Raw genomic sequence first — 17,734 nt, forward strand, 5'->3', positions numbered from 1 at the left:
GTGTTCCCGCAGGGCCTTCGGTCGGCGTCAGCCGCAGGCTTTGCCGTTGCGCTCGGCGTCAGCCGCAGTCCTTGCCGTTGCGGCCGGGGTCAGCCGCAGTCCTTGCCGTTGGTCGAGGCGTTGACGCGATCCAGCGTCAGATACCCGTGGTCGGCCGCCAGCTCGTGGTCGTAGCACCCGCCGTCGGCGGTGCTACCGAGGTAGTGCTCGTTCGAGCTGCCGTCGGCCTGCACCACGGTGCCGTTCTGCCGCTCCAGCACGCCTTGGGAGTTCAGCCGGTCGTCGGTGAACGCCTGCTGCTGCCACGCCCCCTGGCTGTGCCGGGTCTGGTCGGTCAGCTCACGCGCCACCGAGACCTGACCGCTCGCCAGGAAGCTGTCCGAGCCGCTGCCAGGGGTGTAGCTGCTGGTCACGTCGAGCGGGTAGGACCAGGTGGTGCGGTGCTGCCGGGGCTGGCCGTGCCCGTCGTCGGTGCTGACCACCGTCCAGCCGCTGTCCCGCTGGCTGGTCACCTGGTTCTGGCCCTGGTTGGCGAGGGTGTCTGTGTTGCGGTAGTCGCCGTGGTGCTCGACCGTCGTGGTGATCCTGCCGTGCGAGGTGTCGACGTAGCCGGCCACCGTCCAGTCGCGGCCCGCGGTGACCGTGATCAGGTCGCTGCCGTCGGACTGCTTCTGCTCGGTGGTGTTCAGCTGCGGCGCGGCGGCGATGGTGTCGGTGGTGACCGCGCCGCCGGTCTGCGCGCGCAGCGGGTCGGTGGTCAGGAAGAGGCTGCCGTCCAGCGTCCAGGAGTCGCTGATCCCGGCCGGCGGCAGCAGCGTGACGGTGTGCTGGCGGCCGTCGGTCAGGGTCCCGGCGAACGGGGTGAGGTCCACGTCGTAGGGCTGCGTGCGGAACGCGTCGATGCTGGGGATCGGCCGCCACATCAGCGGGCTGATCCCACCGGTGTAGATGACCGGGAACGGCTGCACCGTGCCGGCGAGCCGTCCGTCCACCAGCACCTGCACCTCGCGGTAGGTGCCGCCCCCGCACATGCCGTAGTCGGGGTGGGCGGCCGCGTAGTCGTCGGGGACGTTGGAGTACCAGAACTCCTCGCAGCCGCCGCCGCGGGCGTAGACCTGCAGGCGGGCGCTGGTCAGGTTGCGCGGGAACGCCAGGGTGGCGGTGGCGCTCTGGCCCTTGTTGAGGGTCCACCAGCCGGGCGCGGTCGTCGACTGCGAGACGGGGAGCACCTGGTCGGCGGTGGCGGCCGGCGCGTTGTCCCGGTCGGCCTGGTAGTAGGTGACCGTCATGGTCATGTGATAGACGCCGGTGTAGGTCGAGTTGACGACGTTGCCGAGGTCGACCACCACCGGCTGCTGGGTGCGCAGCAGCGGGATGAAGTCGGTGAGGTCCTGGTCCACGTGCCAGCTGATGCCGGCCGGGTCGGGCTCCGGCGTGCTGGTCCGCAGCACCTCGGCGCCGCCGATCCAGACGCCGGCCAGCCGGTCGTACTGGCGGCCCGCGACACTGCCGGACCAGTCGAGGACCACCTTGGACCACGGCCCGGGGCAGTCGGCGGGCGGGGTGAGGGTGCCGGTGAAGGGCTGGCCGTAGCTGTTGGCGAAGTCGTGCTGCATGGCGGTGACCGTGCAGTGCTTGCCGCTCGGGCGGCTGATCGGGGGCAGCGCGGTGGCCGGGTTGCCGTAATTGGTCTCGACCCGCCCGGCGGAGGGTTGGGCGGCGGCACCAGCCGCCGCAGTGGCGGCGGAGGCGGCCACGGTGGTGGCGGAGGCGGCCACGGTGGTGGCGGAGGCGGCGGTCGGCACGCCCAACGCGGCGGCCGCGGCCAGGGCCAGCGCGGTGACGGCGCGCCCGAGGGGGCGACGGGGGAAGGATGGTATGAGCACGGCTGGCATGTACTCACGCACTGCCGAGCACTGTCAAGGGATGTGTCATGCCCGCTTGTTGACGTTCCGACGGTCCTGAGAACGGTCAGTGCCCGCGGTCCGTGATGGACCGCGGGCGCCGTCGCCGCGGTTCGGTGCGGTGCTCAGGGCCGGTCGCGCTGCTCCGCGTACGGTTCGCGGTGCGGTGCTCAGGGCCGGTCGCGCTGCTCCGCGTACGGTTCGGTGCGGTGCTCAGAGCCGGTCGTGCAGCTGCGCCGCGAGCCCCCGGCACCAGTGCGCCAGCTCGGTGCGCTCCTCCTCCGCACCGCCGCGCAGCGCGCTCACCTGCTCGTCGCTCAGCCGGGTGGGGCCTTGGATGGCCAGCAGCTGGCCCAACTCGTCGAGCAGCACGGCGAGCCGTTCGGCGTCGGAGTGCTCCACGGTGGCCGCCGCCTCCATGTGGTGGCCGAGGGTGACGGAACCAGGCATCACGGACTCCCTTCGCTCACCCCCTCGTCCACCGTACGACCGGCCCGAGCCGCGTGCACCCAGCCCCGCCCGGTCAGCTCCGCGCCCGCCGTTCCGTACTCACCACCACACAGACCGCCGCCACCACGATCGCGCCGCCGATCAGCTCGGCCACGCTCAGCCGCTCCGCCAGCACCAGCCAGCCCAGGAAGACCGCGACCACCGGGTTGACGTAGGCGTAGGTGGCGACCAGCCCGAGCGGCGCGTTCTGCAGCAGCCAGGCATAGGCGGTGAAGCCGACCAGCGAGCCGACCACCACCAGGTAGGCCAGCGCCAGCCAGGAGCGGGTGGTGATCGCGCTCAGGTGCAGCTGGTGCTGCTCGCCCCGGGCCAGCGCCACCAGCAGGCAGCCGAACCCGCCGATCAGCATCTGGTAGGCGCTCGCCACCAGGGCGTTGGCGGGCCGCGGCAGCCGGGTGCCGATGAAGGAGCCGACCGCCCAGCTGAGCGAGGCCGCCATGATCAGCAGCACCCCGCCGAGCGAGACCTTGCCGGTGATCCCGGGCAGCGACAACACCACCAACCCCACCAGGCCCAGCAGCACCCCGAGCAGCCGTGCCCACCCCGGCCGCTCCCCCACCGACACCTTCAGCAGGACCACCCAGATCGGCACCACGGCGACCAGCAGCGCGGTCAGCCCGGACGGGACGCTGCCCTCGGCGATCACCACCAGCCCGTTGCCGCCGACCAGCAGCAGCACCCCGACCACCGCGGTCGACGCCAGCTGACGTCCGGTCACCCGCAGCGCGGCCGGCCCCAGGCGCCAGGCCAGCACGGCGAGCAGCAGTGCGCCGGCGAGCAGGAACCGCGTCGCGCCGGAGAGCAGCGAGGGCATGCTCTCCACCGCGATCCGGATCCCGAGGTAGGTGGAACCCCACACCACATACACCACGGCCAGCGCGGTCCAGACCGCGCCGGATATTCGGACGGGTGCCGTCCCCGCTGGGGCGGCCTGCCGGGTTCCGACCGACGTCATGGGTATCTCCTAGGTTCGGTGCTGTACTGATCCGAGCCATGACAGCGCATCCGAGCCGACTTCCGCCAGTGCATACCTCTGTCGAACCTCTGTCGAACCGCCACGGCTGGCGGGTACCGTGCCAGTGGCGGTGGCGCCCGCCGGGTGCACGTCGGGTGCGCGCCGCCCGAGGAGGCACCGACCGTGTCCGACCAGCTGCCGTTCTTCGTCTACGGCACGCTCCGCCCCGGGCTGCACAACCACGCCCGCTACCTGGCCGGCCGCTGCACCCGGATCCGCCCGGCGGTGCTGACCGGGGCCGCACTGCACGACGGTCCCGGGTATCCGTTCCTGCTCCCCGACCCGGCGCACCGGGTGGTCGGCGAACTGCTCACGCTGCGGGCCGCCCAGTACCCGCAGCTGCTGGCCCTGCTGGACGAACTGGAGGGCTGCCGGACGGACGGCACCGGCCTCTATGTGCGCGAGCGGCTCCCGGTCACGGTGCGCGGGACGGGGCTCGCCGAACTCGCCTGGGTCTACCTCGCGGGCCCCGCGGCCGCCGCCCGGCTGCGCGAGCGCCCCGCGCTGATCGCCTCCGGTGACTGGACGCTGCCGCACGGAACCACGCTGCCCGGCTGAGCCCGCGCCGCCTCGCTGAACCGCCAGGGCTCCGGCGGCTGGACGCCAGCCCTGAACCGCCAGGGCTCCGGCGGTTGAAGCCCGGGCCTGAACCGCCAGCGCTCCGGCGGCTGGCCTTGAGCCACCAGGGGCGTCGCGGTGCGCCCGGGCCCACCCGGGTGTAGAGAGGAAGCGTGCCTGTCCCGCGGCGATCCGCTGCTCTCGCCCGGCCACGGCGCCCCGGCCGCGCCCTGGTGCTCCTGCCGCTTGGGCTGATCCTGGTCATCACGGTGGTGGACATACTGTCCCCGCCGTCCATCCACTTGGGCCCGCTCCTCGTGGTGGCGCCCGCCCTCACCGCCTCGTTCGCCGGCGCCCGGCTGACCGCCCTGGTGAGCGCCATCGCCGTGGCCGCGCTGTTCGTGATCGGCATCCTGCACGGCGGCCTGACCACGTCCAACCACGAGAGCCAGATCGTGGCGCTGATCGTGGTCTCGGCGCTGGTGGTGGCGTTCCGAGCACTGCGCGACCGGCACGCCCGTGAGCTGGTGCAGGTGCGCTCTGTCTCCGAGACGGCACAGCAGGTGCTGCTGCGACCGCTGCCCACCCGGATCGGCCCGCTGCGGATCGCCTCCGTCTACCTGGCCGCCGACGCCGAGGCGCAGATCGGCGGGGACCTGTACGCCGCCTCGCGGACCGTCAACGGCACCCGGCTGATCGTCGGCGACGTCCGGGGAAAAGGGCTGACCTCATTGGGCGAGGCCGCCCTGCTGCTCGGGGCGTTCCGGGCCGCCGCCCACCTCCAGGCCTCGCTGCCGGAACTCGCCGCGTACCTGGACGGCAGCGTCAGTTGGGATCTGGCCGCGGCCGCCTGCGACCCGCCGGACGATGACGAGGAGCCCGGTCCGGTGGTCCATGACGCCGCCGAGTCGTTCATCACCGCGGTGATCCTGGACATCCCGGACGACGGCTCCCAGATCCAGATCATCAACTGCGGCCATCCGCCGCCCCTGCTGCTGCACCACGGGCGGGTGGTGACGCTGGAGGTCCGCCGTCCGGCGCCGCCGCTGGGCCTGGGCGGGCTGCTGGAGCCGCAGTACCAGGCGGACTCGTTCCAGTTCACGCCCAGCGACCGGTTGCTCCTCTACACCGACGGCGTGATCGAGGCCCGGAACGCGGCGCGGACCTTCTACCCGCTGACCGAGCGGATCCGGGCCTGGACGACCGAGCGGCCGGCCGCCCTGCTGCAGCACCTGCGCCGTGATCTGCTGGAGCACGCGGGTGGACGGCTGGGGGACGACGCGGCGATGGTGGCCGTGGAGCGGATGCCCGACGCGGGACGCCGGTGAAGTGGCCGGCCCGGGCTCTCCAGGCTTCACGGTGAGTCCCATGCTCTACGGTGAGCGTCGAACGAGGCACGGCGTCGACCCGACGGAGGCGGTCACCGGTGACGACAGCGGCGCAGGCGGAGTCGGACTTCACGCCGGAACCGGACTTCACCCCCGAGCAGCTGGCCCGCGGCCGGGCGCTGCGCCGGGCCCAGCTGCCGTGGCTGCTCGGCGGCCGGCTGGCCGGGCTGGCGCTGTCGCTGGTGCTGGGGCTGACCCCGGCCGGGGCGCGGCTGGTGCACTGGGCGGGCGGGCTGTTCGACGGCTCCTGGGCGGCCCAGGTGCTGGCCGGGGCAACGGCCCTGATCCTGCTGGGGCAGCTGCTCGCGGTGCCGTTCAACGCCCGGGTGCGGGTGGTGCGGGCGCGCTACGGGCTGGTCACCCAGGGCTGGGGCGGCTGGGTGGTGGACCTGCTGCGCGGCCTGCTGCTCACCCTGGCCCTGATGCTGCCCGCCGCCCTCGGGCTCTACGCCCTCACCGGCTGGTCCACCAACTGGTGGTGGCTCCCGGCGGCGGGCGCGGCGGCGCTGCTCACCGTGCTGCTCTCCTTCCTCTTCCCGCTGGTGGTCGAGCCGCTCTTCAACCGGTTCCGCCCGATGCCGGAGGGTGAGTTGCGCAGCGCGCTGCTCGGCCTGGCCGAGCGCGACGCGGTGCGGGTGCGGGAGGTGCTGGTCGCGGACGCCTCGCGGCGGACCACCGCGCTGAACGCCTACGTCTCCGGCTTCGGCGCCACTCGCCGGATCGTCGCCTACGACACCTTGCTGAGCACCGCCGCACCGCGCGAGGTGGAGCTGGTGGTGGCCCACGAGCTGGGGCACGTCAAGCACCGCGATGTGCCGCGCGGCACGGTGCTGGGCGCGGTGGGCGCCGCGGTGATGGTCGGCGTGCTGGGCTGGTTGATGTCGCTGCACCCGCTGCTGAACGCCGCCGGGGTGGCCGATGTCGCCGACCCGCGCTCGCTGCCGCTGCTGGCCGCCTGCGCGGCGCTGCTCGGAGCCCTCAGTGGGCCGGCGCAGGCCGCGGTGAGCCGGCGGATCGAGGCCCGCGCCGACCAGCACGCCCTGGATCTGACCCGGGATCCTGAGCAGTTCATCGCGATGCAGCGCCGGCTCGCGCTCACCAATGTGGCCGACGTAGACCCGCCCCGCCTGCTGGAGTTGCTCTTCGCCACCCACCCGAGCACCGCGCGGCGGATCGCGGCCGCGCGCGCCTGGGCACCGGCGACCGATCGTTGAGAACCGCTGAGAGCCTTTGCTAATCGTTGAGGATCGTTGAGAATCGCTGAGAGGGGACCAACCGCTCATGGACACCTGGCAGTTGACCGACGCCCCGGTGGTCGAGGCACCCGACGGGTCGACGGTGCGGCCGCTGGGCGTGCTGCCCGACGCGGCGAGCATGGCCCGCTTCGAGCTGCCGCCCGGCGCGGTCTCCCGGGCCGTCTCGCATGCCACCGTGCAGGAGCTGTGGCATGTGGTGGGCGGCTCGGGCGAGTTGTGGCGCCGCCGAGCCGCCGACGGACACTCGGAGATCACCGTGCTGCGTCCCGGCGTGACGGTGAGCATTCCGCTGGGCACCGCCTTCCAGTTCCGTGCCGGTCCCGATGCCGCCCTGCTGATCGTCGCCGCCACCATGCCGCCGTGGCCGGACACTCCGGACGAGGCGCGGCCCGAACCGGGGCCGTGGTCGCCGTCCACCCACCCGGAATCCCGTTGACCTGCACGTTCCTCACCCGCCACGCTGATCCCCGGACCAGGAGAGGTGAACCGTGATTCAAGGGCAGGGGCTTGACCAGGATGGGCTGATGCTCCGTGAGGGGTCGCTGTCGCGGGTGACGGCGGAGTACGCGCCGGTGGTGGCGGCGGTCCGGGAGGCGGCCGCCGCCGCGTTCGGACCGGAACTGCTGCACAGTGCGTACCTCTTCGGCAGCATCCCGCGCGGCACGGCGGTGGCCGGGCGTTCGGATCTGGACCTGCTGCTGGCGCTGCGCCGGGAGCCGACCGACACCGACCAGGCCACCGCCAACGAGCTGCTCGCCACCCTGGAGGCCCGCTGCCCCCAACTCAACGGCGGCAGCGTGCTGTTGTTCAGTACCGAGCGGCTGCTCAGCGACCTGGAGCGGTACGACCTGGGGTGGTTCCTGGCCTGCCTCTGCACGCCGCTGCTCGGGCCCGACCTCGCCGAGCGGCTCCCCCGCTACCGGCTGGACGGCATGCTGGCCCGGGAGACCAATGGCGACCTCGCCGACTTCCTCCCACGCTGGCGCGAACGCGCTGCGAACGGCGCCGAGTTGACGACGCTGACCCGGGGCGCGGCCCGCAAGATCGTCCGCACCGGCTTCACCCTGGTGATGCCGCGCTGGCAGGGCTGGACCAGCGATCTCGCTGAGTCCGCCGCCGTGTTCGCGCAGTACTACCCCGAGTGCGGGGCGCAGATGCTGGCCGCCGCCGGGATCGCCCGCACCGGGAGCCCGGATCCCGCTGATCTCGCCCTGCTGCTCGACGAGTTGGGGCCCTGGCTCGCAACGGAGTACGTGGCGGTCCACGGCCACAAGACACCCCGGCCGTAGCCGGAACGCCTCGCACGGCCGCCCGCCGTGCGAGGCGCCCCTAAAAGCGTCAGACCTTCGCGCGCGCGTAGTGGCGGGAGGCCTTGGCGCGGTTTCCGCAGGTGGCCATCGAGTGCCAGCGGCGGGTGCCGTTCTTCGAGGTGTCGTAGAAGTACAGGATGCACGAAGGGTGGGCGCAGGAGCGGATCCGGCCCGGCGCCTCGACGAGCATGCGCAGGTAGTCGGCGGCGGCGGACCAGGCGGGCAGCCAGGCCGGGGCGTCGACCTCGACCCGCTCCGCCGGGCCGTCCGCGGCGAGGGAGCGGCGGATCGAGCCATGCGCCAGTACGGAGTTCAGTTCGGCGCGCAGCTCCGGCCCGTCCTCGCCGTCGACCAGGCGCTTGATCACCTCGCGGGTCTGGATCAGGGCATCACGGGTCGCAGCATCGGCGGGCACCCGGTCAGCGAAGCCGTTGGCGCGGAGCCAGAGCGCCAGATCGTCCGACGAAGCCAGCAGGTCGCGCGGGTTGCCGCCGTTGTTCCACCGCGTGTTGAGCAGGTCGACCACGAGCGGCTCGTCCGGCAACGGGCGAGGGTCCTGCGGCACTGCATCCTCGGTCATCGACTCTCCTGACGTGTCCTGCCGACGATTCTAACCGGCATCGACCACCACACCGGTTGACTCTCTCCAAGATAACCCTCCATACTCGTTTCACTGGTTAGTCCGGACCGGCTCCGCTCTCCGGACCTCACGACAGGGGGTTCTCCATGACTCAGGCAGTCGCACAGCCCGTGGCCACCGCGCCGGCCACCGCCTTCCAGACCGGGCACATCGGCCTGAACGTCACCGACTTGGACCGCTCCCGCGCCTTCTACCAGCAGGTCTTCGGGTTCGAGGTGGTCCGAACCGACCCCGAGGGGCGCTTCGTCTTCCTGGGGCGGGACGGCCGACCGGTGATCACGCTCTGGCAGCAGAGCGAGGGGCGCTTCAACACCGCCGCGCCCGGCCTGCACCACCTGTCCTTCGAGGCCGAGAGCCTGGAGCAGGTCCGCGCCGTCGAGCAGGTGCTGCGCACCCTGGGCGCCGAGTTCGCCTACGACGGCGTGGTCCCGCACGGTGAGGGCTCCGACTCCGGCGGGGTGTTCTTCGCCGATCCGGACGGCATCCGCCTGGAGATCTACACCTCCGCCGGCGTGGCCGGTGAGCACACCCATGCGCCCAACGCCGCCGGTACCCCGACCTGCGGCTTCTTCTAAACGGGCGGACCCGGAACACGATGAGCACGCATCCGCCACTCGCCCCCGTCGAGAGCGGCGAGCAACTGGTCCGCCGCCGGGCCGGGTTCGACCGGCCCGGCTACTCCGGGCCGACCAAGCACCGCCGAGTCCCGGCCGTGGCCGCCGAGTTCCTCACCGCGCAGCCCATGGTGCTGGTCGGCGCGGCCGATTCGGACGGGCGGATCTGGGCGAGCGCGCTCGCCGGCCGGCCCGGCTTCCTGCACGCCGAACCGGGCCCACCCGACGGGCCCGACGCCGTCACCATCGCAGCCAGCCCGGCCCCGCACGACCCGTTGGCGGCTGCCCTGAACGGGCCCACCCAGGTCGGCATGATCGCCGTGGAGCCGGCCAGACGGCGCCGGATGCGGATGAACGGGCACGCCACCCCGACGGGCGACGGACTCCGGGTGGCACTCGACCAGGTCTTCTCCAACTGCCCCAAGTACATCCAGGCCCGCGGCTTCGACCTGGTCGCCCAGCAGTCGGGCCCCACCCGCCACACCACTCAACTGACCCTCGCCCAGCAGATCTTCGTCAACACCGCGGACACCTTCTTCATCGCCACCGCGGACCGTGCGGGCGACCTGGACACCTCGCACCGCGGCGGCCTCCCCGGTTTCGTCGAGGTGTCCGGCCCGGGGCGGCTGCGCTTCCCGGACTACTCGGGCAACGCCATGTTCGCCACCCTCGGCAACCTCGCCGAGAACCCGAACGCCGGCCTGCTGTTCATCGACTGGGACACCGGCACCACCCTGCAACTGACCGGCGCCGCCCAGACCGACTGGAATCCCTCCCACGCCGCCCAAGTCACCGGCGCCCAGCGCCTGGTGGACTTCACCGTGACAGGCGTGGTGGAGTCGGTCACCGCCCTGCCGCTGCGCTGGAGTGAGCCGAGCTACTCCCCCTTCAATCCGCGTTCGGATAACGGGAATTGATCACGCGGGCCTGCCAACCCGCAGTCAGCAGCACGGCTACGCCCACGCAGCTCATCGCGCCCGCCGCCGAGCCGAGTTGGGCAACCGCCCCGAAGGCCATCGGTCCCACACCCTGCACGGTCATCATCCCGGCCGCGAGCAGGCTGAAGGCCTGGCCCCGGCCCGCCGTCGGGATCGCGGCCAGGAAAGGCCGTTGCAGGCCGAGGCCGTGGGCGAATCCGAGGCCCGCCACCGCCAGCAGTACCCCGGCAGCCACCGGGCCCGGCCGCAGTGCGAACGCGGTCAGCGGCAGGCCCAACAGGGCGGTCAGGGGTGCGACCAGTCGCTCGCGGGTCACCGGGTGCAGCAGCCGGCCGACCGCCAGGTAGCCGAGCAGCATGCCCAACGGGAGCGTGCCGAGCAGCAGGGCCGCATCGCCGAACGGCAGCCCCCGCTGGCCGGTGTAGGGGACGATCAGGCTCTCCGCACCGGCGGCGAAGGCCGGCGGGAGCCACTGGGCGAGCAGCACGGTACGTATCCGGCGTACGGCGAGCAGGTCGCGTGCTCGGACCAACTCCTGCGGACCGGCGCGGCGCGCTCCCCCGCTCCCTGACTGCCCCGGCCCGCGGTGTCCGGAAGCCGCAGCCGAACGGCCAGCGCCGCGAGCAGGTAGCCGCAGGCGCTCACCGGCAGCGCGCCACACGGTCCGAGTGCGCCCACCACGGCCCCCGCACAGCCAGGCCCATCAGTTGGGCACCGGACTACGCCATGGTGTTCAGCGATCGGCCCACCACATAGGCGTCGTCGGTGAGTTCGGCCGCGACCGGGCGGCTGCCAGCCGCCCCGGACACCGGCGTCAGCGCGGCCACCACCGCCACCAGGGCGAGCGCCGCGCCGACCGGCAGTCGCACCAGCGCTGGAACCGCCGCACCCCCGTCGCCGAGGCCCTGCTCGGCGCCGCCGGGGCCGAGAGACCGTAAAGCACCTGCGTGGCCAAGGGTGTTGTGGCTACCCTGGAGCCATGACCTCGTTCCGTGCTCCCAGCCAGCTGATGCCCCGCCCCGCGGGGTAGCACTCACGGACGCGCAGAACCGTTCGAGGCCCCGCCACCACGGGGCCTCGTTTCGTGTTCGCGGCCCCGGTTGCCCACCACGATTCCGTGACCGGAGGACCGCTCATGACCACCTACCTGACCACCACCATCCCGTACGTCAACGCCCGCCCGCACATCGGCTTCGCGCTCGAACTGGTGCAGGCCGATGTGCTGGCCCGGCACCGGCGTTCCCGTGGCGAGGACGTCCGGCTGCTCAGCGGTACGGATGAGAACTCACTCAAGAACGTCCTTGCCGCCGCGGCCGCCGGGGTCGAGGTGCGCACGCTGGTGGACCGCAATGCCGCTGCCTTCGAGGCACTTCAGGAGCCGCTGGCGCTGCGGCTGGACGACTTCATCCGCACCAGCCGCGATCCGCGCCATCCGGTCGGCGTCGAGGAGCTCTGGCGCCGCTGCGCGGCCAGTGGCGACCTGTACCGACGGCACTACCGCGGCCGGTACTGCGTGGGCTGCGAACAGTTCTACACGGTCGAGGAGTTGGCGGACGGCCGGTGCCCGGAGCACGGCACCGAGCCGCAGTTCGTCGAGGAGGAGAACTGGTTCTTCCGACTCTCGCGCTACACCGGGCAGTTGCGGGCCGCGATCACCGAGGGCCGGCTGCGGATCGACCCGCCCGCGCGTCGGAACGAGGTGCTCGGCCTGCTCGCGGCCGGCCTGCCGGACTTCTCGGTGTCGCGTTCCCGTGAGCGCGCGCACGGTTGGGGGATCCCGGTGCCCGGCGACGACTCCCAGGTGATCTACGTCTGGTGGGACGCGCTCGGCAACTACATCACCAGTCTCGGCCTCGACTCCCCCGACTTCGACCGCTGGTGGCGCGGCAGCGAGCGGCGGATCCACCTGTGCGGAAAGGGCGTGCTGCGCTTCCACGCGGTCTACTGGCCGGCGTTGCTGCTCTCCGCCGGCCTGCCGCTGCCCACCGACATCCTGGTGCACGACTACCTCACCGTCGACGGCCGGAAGATCAGCAAATCGGCGGGCAACACCGTCGACCCGGTCCAACTGGTCGACGACTACGGCACCGACGCGGTGCGCTGGTGGCTGCTGCGCGAGGTGGCGAAAGTCGGTGACACCGACTTCACGGTCAACCGCCTGGTGGAGCGCGCCAATGCCGATCTGGCGGGCGGGATCGGCAACCTGGTGAAGCGCGTGGTCACTTTGATACACCGTCAATGCGACGGTCGAGCACCCGAGTCGGACTCGGCCGCATTGCCCGAGTGCGCCACCGTCCCGGCCGAGGTCGCCGCAGCGCTCGACGGTTACGACTTCCGCCGTGCCACCGCCGCGCTCTGGCAACTGCCGACGGCGGCGAACCGCTACCTGGATCAGAACCGGCCCTGGTCGGATCCGACAACTGCGCCCCGCCACCTGGCCGTTCTGCTGCACGCCTGCCGCACGCTCGGCGAGTTGCTGACGCCGTTCCTGCCCGATGCCGCAGGCCACGTGCTGGCCCAGTGCACTCCAGGCCCGGACGGTCGACTGCCCGAGGCTCGAACACTCTTTCCACGCCGCTACCCTCAGAGCGCATGAGGATCGAATCGATGCGGCCCGACCACGGCAGGCAGGTGCTCGACATCTACCGACTCGGGATCGCCGGGGGAAACGCCACCTTCGAGACCGAGGCGCCGAGTTGGGCCAAGTTCAACAGCGGCCGGCTGCCCGAGCACCGGCTGGTCGCCGTGGACGAGGAGGAGCGCGTCCAGGGGTGGGCCGCGGTCTCCCGGATCTCCGAGCGGCGCGCCTACGAGGGGGTGGTCGAGCACTCCGTCTACGTGCACCCGAATGCGCAGGGCCACGGGGTCGGCTACGCCCTGCTCACCGCGCTGATCGACTCGACCGATGCGGCCGGCATCTGGACCGTGCAGTCCGGGATCTTCCCCGAGAACACCGCCAGCCTTGCCCTCCACGAGCGGGCCGGCTTCCGGGTGATCGGCACCCGGGAACGGATCGGCCGCCTGCACGGCCAGTGGCGCAACGTGGTGCTGGTGGAACGCCGCAGCCCGGTGGTGCTCTGATGCCCGCCGCGGTGCCGGAGCGCGGGGCCGGGGTGCCGGAGCAGAGCGTTGGGGCGCCCGAGCAGGGGGCCGCCCGCTCCGCCACGCCGCCGGACACCGCGCTGGGCGAGGCGATGCGCCAGCTGGCCTGGTACCGCAAAGCCCGCAACCGGGCCAAGCTCGCCCACCAGTCGAGCGAGCTGCTGGCGCTGTTGACCACCTCGGCCACCGTACTGGTCTCCGCGCTCCGGGCCCCCGCCGCGGTCACCGCCTCGATGGCGGCCCTGACCCTCTTCCTGACCGGCTACCGCCAGATCTTCAAGCCCAACGAACGCTGGACCCGCACCTCGGTAGCCTGGCTGACGCTGCACCACGAGATCACCCGCTACCTGCACCGCCCACCCGCCGAGCGGAACGGTGACGCACTGCTGGAGCGGGTCATGGAGATCACCATGGCCGAGAACCGCGACTGGGTCGAGGAGCGCGGACACGACGGCGGCCCCGCACCGTCATGACACGGCAGGCCCGCGCTGGCGGGCAACGGCGGCTCCGCAACCGATGTGAGGCGGCCGCTCCCTACCGGTGCGGCAGGACCGGTCCCCACCATCGTGGAACAGCGGATTCGTGCCGGTATGGCATAGCTGGTCCATGCCGTCGTGATGCGGCAGTCCTGCGCCGGTGTGGCACGGCCGTCCATGGGCGGTGTGAAGCGGCGGGTCCGTACCGGTGAAACGGCTGATCCACACCCATGCGAAACGGCCGCTCCGTACCGGCGTGGCACGGCCGGTCCACGACCAACGTGAAACGGCCACCCCATACCGGTGCGGCACGACCGGTCCCCGCCGTCGTGAACCGGCGGCCCCGTACCAGTGCGGCACCTCCGGTCCCCGGCGGTGTGACCTGGTCGACGTTGTGGCCGTGCGCGACCGCTGCCGACACTGGGCGGTGTGAACACGACACCTGGCAGTGTGCACCCGATGCCGCCCCGCCCGGCCGCGCTGGCCTTCGCCGAGCGGTTGCTCGACCCCGACTCGTTTCGTAGCTGGGACACCCCGCCGCAGTACGCGGACGCCGGGCCGGAGTACCTCGCCGACCTGGCGCGGGCCCGGGAGCGCAGCGGGGCCGACGAGGCGGCGCTCACCGGTGAGGGGCGGCTCGGCGGCCACCGGGTGGCGCTGGTGCTGAGCGAGTTCGCGTTCCTGGGCGGCTCGATCGGTACCGCCACCGCTGCCCGCCTGCTGCACGCCATCGAACGGGCGACGGCCGAGGGCCTGCCACTGCTCGGCTTCCCGGCCTCTGGCGGCACCCGGATGCAGGAGGGCACCCCGGCCTTCGTCCGGATGATCGCGATCACCAACGCGGTGACCGCGCACAAGGCCGCCGGGCTGCCCTATCTGGTCCATCTGCGCCACCCCACCACGGGCGGGGTGCTGGCGTCATGGGGCTCACTCGGCCAGCTCACTACGGCCGAACCCGAGGCACTGATCGGGTTCCTCGGGCCGCGCGTCTACGAGGCGCTGTACGGTGCACCGTTCCCGGCCGGCGTGCAGCAGGCCGAGCATCTGGAGCGGTTCGGCACGGTGGATGCGGTGCTCGGCCCTGAGCAGTTGCGGGAGCGGCTGGTGGCGACCCTGGACGTGCTGCTGGCGGCGGACCGGGTGGGTGAGGCGGTTAATAATGCCGATTACCCGGACGGCCGGGTAATCGATGCTGCGATTAATACTGCCCATTATTCGAGCCGAGCTGCGGCTGACGGGGTCGACGCCAGCGTTAATAATGGCCATTATTCGGCCCGAGCGGCGGCCAGCGAGCCCGGCGAGATCGGCGAGGCCACCGAGGCCACCGAGGCAATCAGTAATAATGGGCATTATTACGACCCCCCAACCCCCCGCCCAGTCTGGGAGTCTGTCGAAATCACCCGCGACCCGGGGCGGCCTGGCCTGGCCGAACTACTGGCCCGGGCCGACGCGGTGGTGCCGCTCTCGGGCACCGGGGCGGGCGAGCGTGATGACGCGCTGCGCCTGGCGCTGGCCCGAATCGAAGGGGTCTCCTGCGTGGTGGTCGGCCACGATCGGGCGGCGGCCGAGCGGCACGGGCCGGTCGGGCCGGCCGGACTGCGCACCGCGCGGCGCGGCATGCGGCTGGCGACCGAGCTGCGGCTGCCGCTGCTGACGGTGATCGACACCCATGGGGCGTTGCTCAGCCAGGCCGCCGAGGAGGGCGCGCTGGCGGGTGAAATCGCCCGTTGCACAGCCGAGTTGAGCAGCATCCCGGTGCCGGTGGTGAGCCTGCTGCTCGGCGAGGGAGCGGGCGGCGCGGCGCTGGCGCTGCTACCGGCCGACCGTGCGCTGGCGGCGGAGCATGCCTGGCTGTCACCGCTGCCGCCCGAGGGTGCCTCGGTGATCCTGCACCGCACCCCGGACCAGGCACCCCGGCTGGCCGAGCAGCAGCGGATCGGCGCGGCGGAGCTGCTGCGCGAGGGCGTGGTGGACCGGCTGCTCCCGGAGTCCGGGGACTTCCTGGCCCGTACCGTCACCGCCGTGGCCGCCGAACTCGCCCGTGCCGCCACTCTGTCACCGCCGACGACCCGGCTCGACCGTTTCCGCTCGCTGGCGCGCTGATCGATTGCATGAAGATGCTCGAATCTGACCGGGCAGTCGTCCTGGGCCAGGCTTGCCGGGTTTTCGGCACTCTGACGGAAAGCGCGCTGATCGGGCGGATGTCCTGAACCCGCGGCGGCCCTGGCCGGCATGAGCCCGACCCGGGGCCGCTGCGGGCTTCTCCCAGGATCACGAGGTCTTCGGCAAGGGGCGCGCGAGGCGGAGGTGGCTGTGCGCCGCGGTGACGATCCAGTCCAGCGGTCGGCCGCCGCCTCGGGGGCGCAAAGCTTGGAGCGGGTCCAGCCGAGGGTCTACTCGAACAACCGGAATGAACAACCGGAATGTGTGCCCAATAAGCGTCCCCCGCAGTTGTCGAGAGCCTCAGGACCCAACACGGGCCAAGGCCCAATACGGGCCAGGATCCAACTCGGACAGGGACTCGACGCTTTCGGCGTCATTCAGCGCACTCAAGCTCACGGCCTCGGCGGTGATCAACGTCGACCTCAGCGAGAAGACATGATCACGCAGGGGCCGCGCCGCTGTCTGGTGAACGGCTGAACCCTCGGGCTCGCGCTAGGGCGTGAGAACGATCTTTCCCTTTGCGCGATTGGTCTCGCTGAGTTCGTGGGCCTTGGAGGCGTGCTACAGCGGCAGGGCCTGGTCGACGATCACCCGCAGTCCGGCTTCTTCCACCAGGGCGGCGATGGAGTCCAGGTCGCTGCCTGCCGGGGTGAAGTAGAACTCGGTGAACCGCAGACTACGTATGTCGACCTGCTGGCGGACGATCTCTCGGTGGGCATGGGATCCGGTGGAGCCGGTCACATCGATGAGTATCCCGCCGGGTCCTCCCAATGCCCCGTCAACCGCTGCGCTGAGAGCCCCATCCGCGACTTGACACCAGCCTTGTCCGCTCAAGCCTGAGCCCGGCATCGCGGCATCGCGGCATCGCGGCATCGCGGCATCGCGGCATCGCGGCATCGCGGCATCGCGGCATCCCAGGGTGTCGGCCCCCTGCCCCTAACCGCCCACGTACAGCCGTCGGTGCCACCACGGATACGGATTTCCGCTCCAGTCCACCCAGTGGCTCGGATCAGGATCGTGGAGGGTCCTGCGGCCGAACTCCGCATCGAGGTCGACGAGTAGCCGTCGCAACTCGGCGCGCGCCAGTAGCGGAAGGAAGCTCACTATCTCTTCCAGCGCATCCCTGACCACCGCGACGTCGTCGTACTGGCACCCCGGACAGGCCGGGCACTCCGAGGCGACCAGCCTCAGCCTCCGAGCGGGCTGTCGCAAGAACTTCCGGTAGCTGTGAAGGAATTGCGAGGTCCGCCCGGACTGAAGATCAAAGAGGTGATAGCCATGGCTGTGATCGCCGTGCTCCAGCATGTGGATCACGGCACTCGTGTCACGCGACAGACGGTCGATGGGGGGGCAGCTCACGCGCCCACTGGGGCGGTTGGCGCTCCCGTACGGCGCGGATCGCGCCGGGACGCTTACGCGGCATGAGCCTTTCTGGTGGTCATCATGGAGATCATCCTGTCATCAGCAACACTCGATGCGCCAGCGCGGTTGCGCGCCAACCACCGGCGAGCGCATGCAGATTCCACGGACGAAACGGCGCTGCGCGAGGCAACCGGGCCGGCCGACCCGCTGGCCGCTGGCCGCTGGCCGCTGGCCGCTGGCCGCTGGCCGAAGCCTGCTCACCCGTGGCGCGGGCACGGTGGTCACCCCCGTGGGCCGTCAGGTGGCGTTCCAGGTGCCGAACGCCCGGGAGGCGACCGAACGAGCCCGGGTAGCGGGGCCGAGGTGATCGCCGAACCGATGGTGACGCCGTGGAGCTCGTCCAACTCCCGGCTGGCCAGCTCGGCCGGCCGGCCGGTCTCCAGCTGTCCCTGCTCGAGGACTTGGGCGACCAGTCGACCAGCCGGGCCAGCTCCCAAT

Annotated in this window: 19 protein-coding genes; 11 read left to right on the plus strand and 8 right to left on the minus strand. The window is 71.9% G+C overall.

Annotated elements, in window-relative coordinates:
- Positions 1 to 89: 89 nt before the first annotated feature.
- From E6W39_RS09330 to E6W39_RS09340, 3 genes are all read right to left on the minus strand, one after another.
- On the minus strand, positions 90 to 1,886 hold the full coding sequence (locus E6W39_RS09330; protein WP_181799170.1) for a peptide-N4-asparagine amidase: 1,797 nt from the start codon (positions 1,884 to 1,886) through the stop codon (positions 90 to 92).
- A 231-nt stretch (positions 1,887 to 2,117) separates the two neighbouring features.
- Complete coding sequence (locus E6W39_RS39175) at positions 2,118 to 2,354, minus strand: hypothetical protein (protein ID WP_101383431.1); 237 nt, start codon at positions 2,352 to 2,354, stop codon at positions 2,118 to 2,120.
- Positions 2,355 to 2,427: 73 nt separating this feature from the next.
- Entirely contained in the window at positions 2,428 to 3,369 is a 942-nt protein-coding gene (locus E6W39_RS09340; protein WP_141633133.1) for an EamA family transporter, read from the minus strand.
- 183 nt (positions 3,370 to 3,552) lie between these two features.
- On the opposite strand from E6W39_RS09340, the gene E6W39_RS09345 reads away from it, so the two are divergent.
- From E6W39_RS09345 to E6W39_RS09365, 5 genes are all read left to right on the plus strand, one after another.
- Positions 3,553 to 3,987 (plus strand): gamma-glutamylcyclotransferase family protein, encoded by a 435-nt coding sequence (locus E6W39_RS09345; protein ID WP_141633134.1) that lies wholly within the window; start codon positions 3,553 to 3,555, stop codon positions 3,985 to 3,987.
- Between the two features lie 233 nt (positions 3,988 to 4,220).
- Positions 4,221 to 5,315 (plus strand): PP2C family protein-serine/threonine phosphatase, encoded by a 1,095-nt coding sequence (locus tag E6W39_RS09350; RefSeq protein WP_228718046.1) that lies wholly within the window; start codon positions 4,221 to 4,223, stop codon positions 5,313 to 5,315.
- A gap of 98 nt (positions 5,316 to 5,413) precedes the next feature.
- Positions 5,414 to 6,589, plus strand: a complete 1,176-nt coding sequence (locus E6W39_RS09355) for a M48 family metalloprotease (RefSeq protein ID WP_141633136.1) — start codon at positions 5,414 to 5,416, stop codon at positions 6,587 to 6,589.
- A gap of 67 nt (positions 6,590 to 6,656) precedes the next feature.
- A complete protein-coding gene (locus E6W39_RS09360) occupies positions 6,657 to 7,067 on the plus strand; it encodes a cupin domain-containing protein (RefSeq protein WP_181799171.1) in 411 nt (136 codons plus the stop codon).
- An 88-nt stretch (positions 7,068 to 7,155) separates the two neighbouring features.
- A complete protein-coding gene (locus E6W39_RS09365; protein ID WP_141633137.1) occupies positions 7,156 to 7,920 on the plus strand; it encodes a nucleotidyltransferase in 765 nt (254 codons plus the stop codon).
- A gap of 49 nt (positions 7,921 to 7,969) precedes the next feature.
- Here E6W39_RS09365 and E6W39_RS09370 read toward each other — a convergent pair whose 3' ends face one another.
- On the minus strand, positions 7,970 to 8,521 hold the full coding sequence (locus E6W39_RS09370) for a CGNR zinc finger domain-containing protein (RefSeq protein WP_141633138.1): 552 nt from the start codon (positions 8,519 to 8,521) through the stop codon (positions 7,970 to 7,972).
- A 146-nt stretch (positions 8,522 to 8,667) separates the two neighbouring features.
- Between E6W39_RS09370 and E6W39_RS09375 the strand changes: the two genes are divergently transcribed.
- Positions 8,668 to 9,156 (plus strand): VOC family protein, encoded by a 489-nt coding sequence (locus E6W39_RS09375; protein WP_141633139.1) that lies wholly within the window; start codon positions 8,668 to 8,670, stop codon positions 9,154 to 9,156.
- Positions 9,157 to 9,176: 20 nt separating this feature from the next.
- Complete coding sequence (locus tag E6W39_RS09380; RefSeq protein ID WP_141633140.1) at positions 9,177 to 10,112, plus strand: pyridoxamine 5'-phosphate oxidase family protein; 936 nt, start codon at positions 9,177 to 9,179, stop codon at positions 10,110 to 10,112.
- Here E6W39_RS09380 and E6W39_RS09385 read toward each other — a convergent pair.
- Complete coding sequence (locus E6W39_RS09385; protein WP_141633141.1) at positions 10,084 to 10,665, minus strand: MFS transporter; 582 nt, start codon at positions 10,663 to 10,665, stop codon at positions 10,084 to 10,086. The two genes, E6W39_RS09380 and E6W39_RS09385, sit on opposite strands and share 29 nt — an antisense overlap.
- Positions 10,666 to 10,852: 187 nt before the next feature.
- Positions 10,853 to 11,002 (minus strand): hypothetical protein, encoded by a 150-nt coding sequence (locus E6W39_RS39180; protein WP_181799172.1) that lies wholly within the window; start codon positions 11,000 to 11,002, stop codon positions 10,853 to 10,855.
- 266 nt (positions 11,003 to 11,268) lie between these two features.
- Here E6W39_RS39180 and metG point away from each other — a divergent pair, with 266 nt between their 5' ends.
- The 4 genes from metG to E6W39_RS41165 all read left to right on the plus strand — a co-directional run bounded on the left by metG (position 11,269) and on the right by E6W39_RS41165 (position 15,814).
- Positions 11,269 to 12,729, plus strand: coding sequence for a methionine--tRNA ligase (gene metG / locus E6W39_RS09390; protein WP_141633142.1), 1,461 nt, complete (start codon positions 11,269 to 11,271; stop codon positions 12,727 to 12,729).
- Positions 12,726 to 13,214 carry a GNAT family N-acetyltransferase gene (locus E6W39_RS09395; protein WP_220140188.1) on the plus strand — a complete coding sequence of 163 codons (489 nt, stop codon included), beginning with the start codon at positions 12,726 to 12,728 and terminating at the stop codon, positions 13,212 to 13,214. The genes metG and E6W39_RS09395 overlap by 4 nt, the downstream gene beginning before the upstream one ends.
- The gene (locus E6W39_RS09400; RefSeq protein WP_141633143.1) at positions 13,214 to 13,708 is read left to right on the plus strand and encodes a DUF4231 domain-containing protein; all 495 of its coding nucleotides are present in this window, start codon (positions 13,214 to 13,216) and stop codon (positions 13,706 to 13,708) included. Before E6W39_RS09395 ends, E6W39_RS09400 begins: the two co-directional genes overlap by 1 nt.
- A gap of 432 nt (positions 13,709 to 14,140) precedes the next feature.
- Complete coding sequence (locus tag E6W39_RS41165; RefSeq protein WP_407658375.1) at positions 14,141 to 15,814, plus strand: carboxyl transferase domain-containing protein; 1,674 nt, start codon at positions 14,141 to 14,143, stop codon at positions 15,812 to 15,814.
- A gap of 621 nt (positions 15,815 to 16,435) precedes the next feature.
- Here E6W39_RS41165 and E6W39_RS09410 read toward each other — a convergent pair.
- The gene (locus E6W39_RS09410; protein WP_141633144.1) at positions 16,436 to 16,615 is read right to left on the minus strand and encodes a hypothetical protein; all 180 of its coding nucleotides are present in this window, start codon (positions 16,613 to 16,615) and stop codon (positions 16,436 to 16,438) included.
- A gap of 195 nt (positions 16,616 to 16,810) precedes the next feature.
- Positions 16,811 to 17,188: a hypothetical protein gene (locus E6W39_RS09420; protein WP_141633145.1), complete on the minus strand. Its 378-nt coding sequence runs from the start codon at positions 17,186 to 17,188 to the stop codon at positions 16,811 to 16,813.
- Between the last annotated feature and the right edge of the window lie 546 nt (positions 17,189 to 17,734).

This window comes from Kitasatospora acidiphila, from assembly GCF_006636205.1.
Taxonomy (GTDB): domain Bacteria; phylum Actinomycetota; class Actinomycetes; order Streptomycetales; family Streptomycetaceae; genus Kitasatospora; species Kitasatospora acidiphila.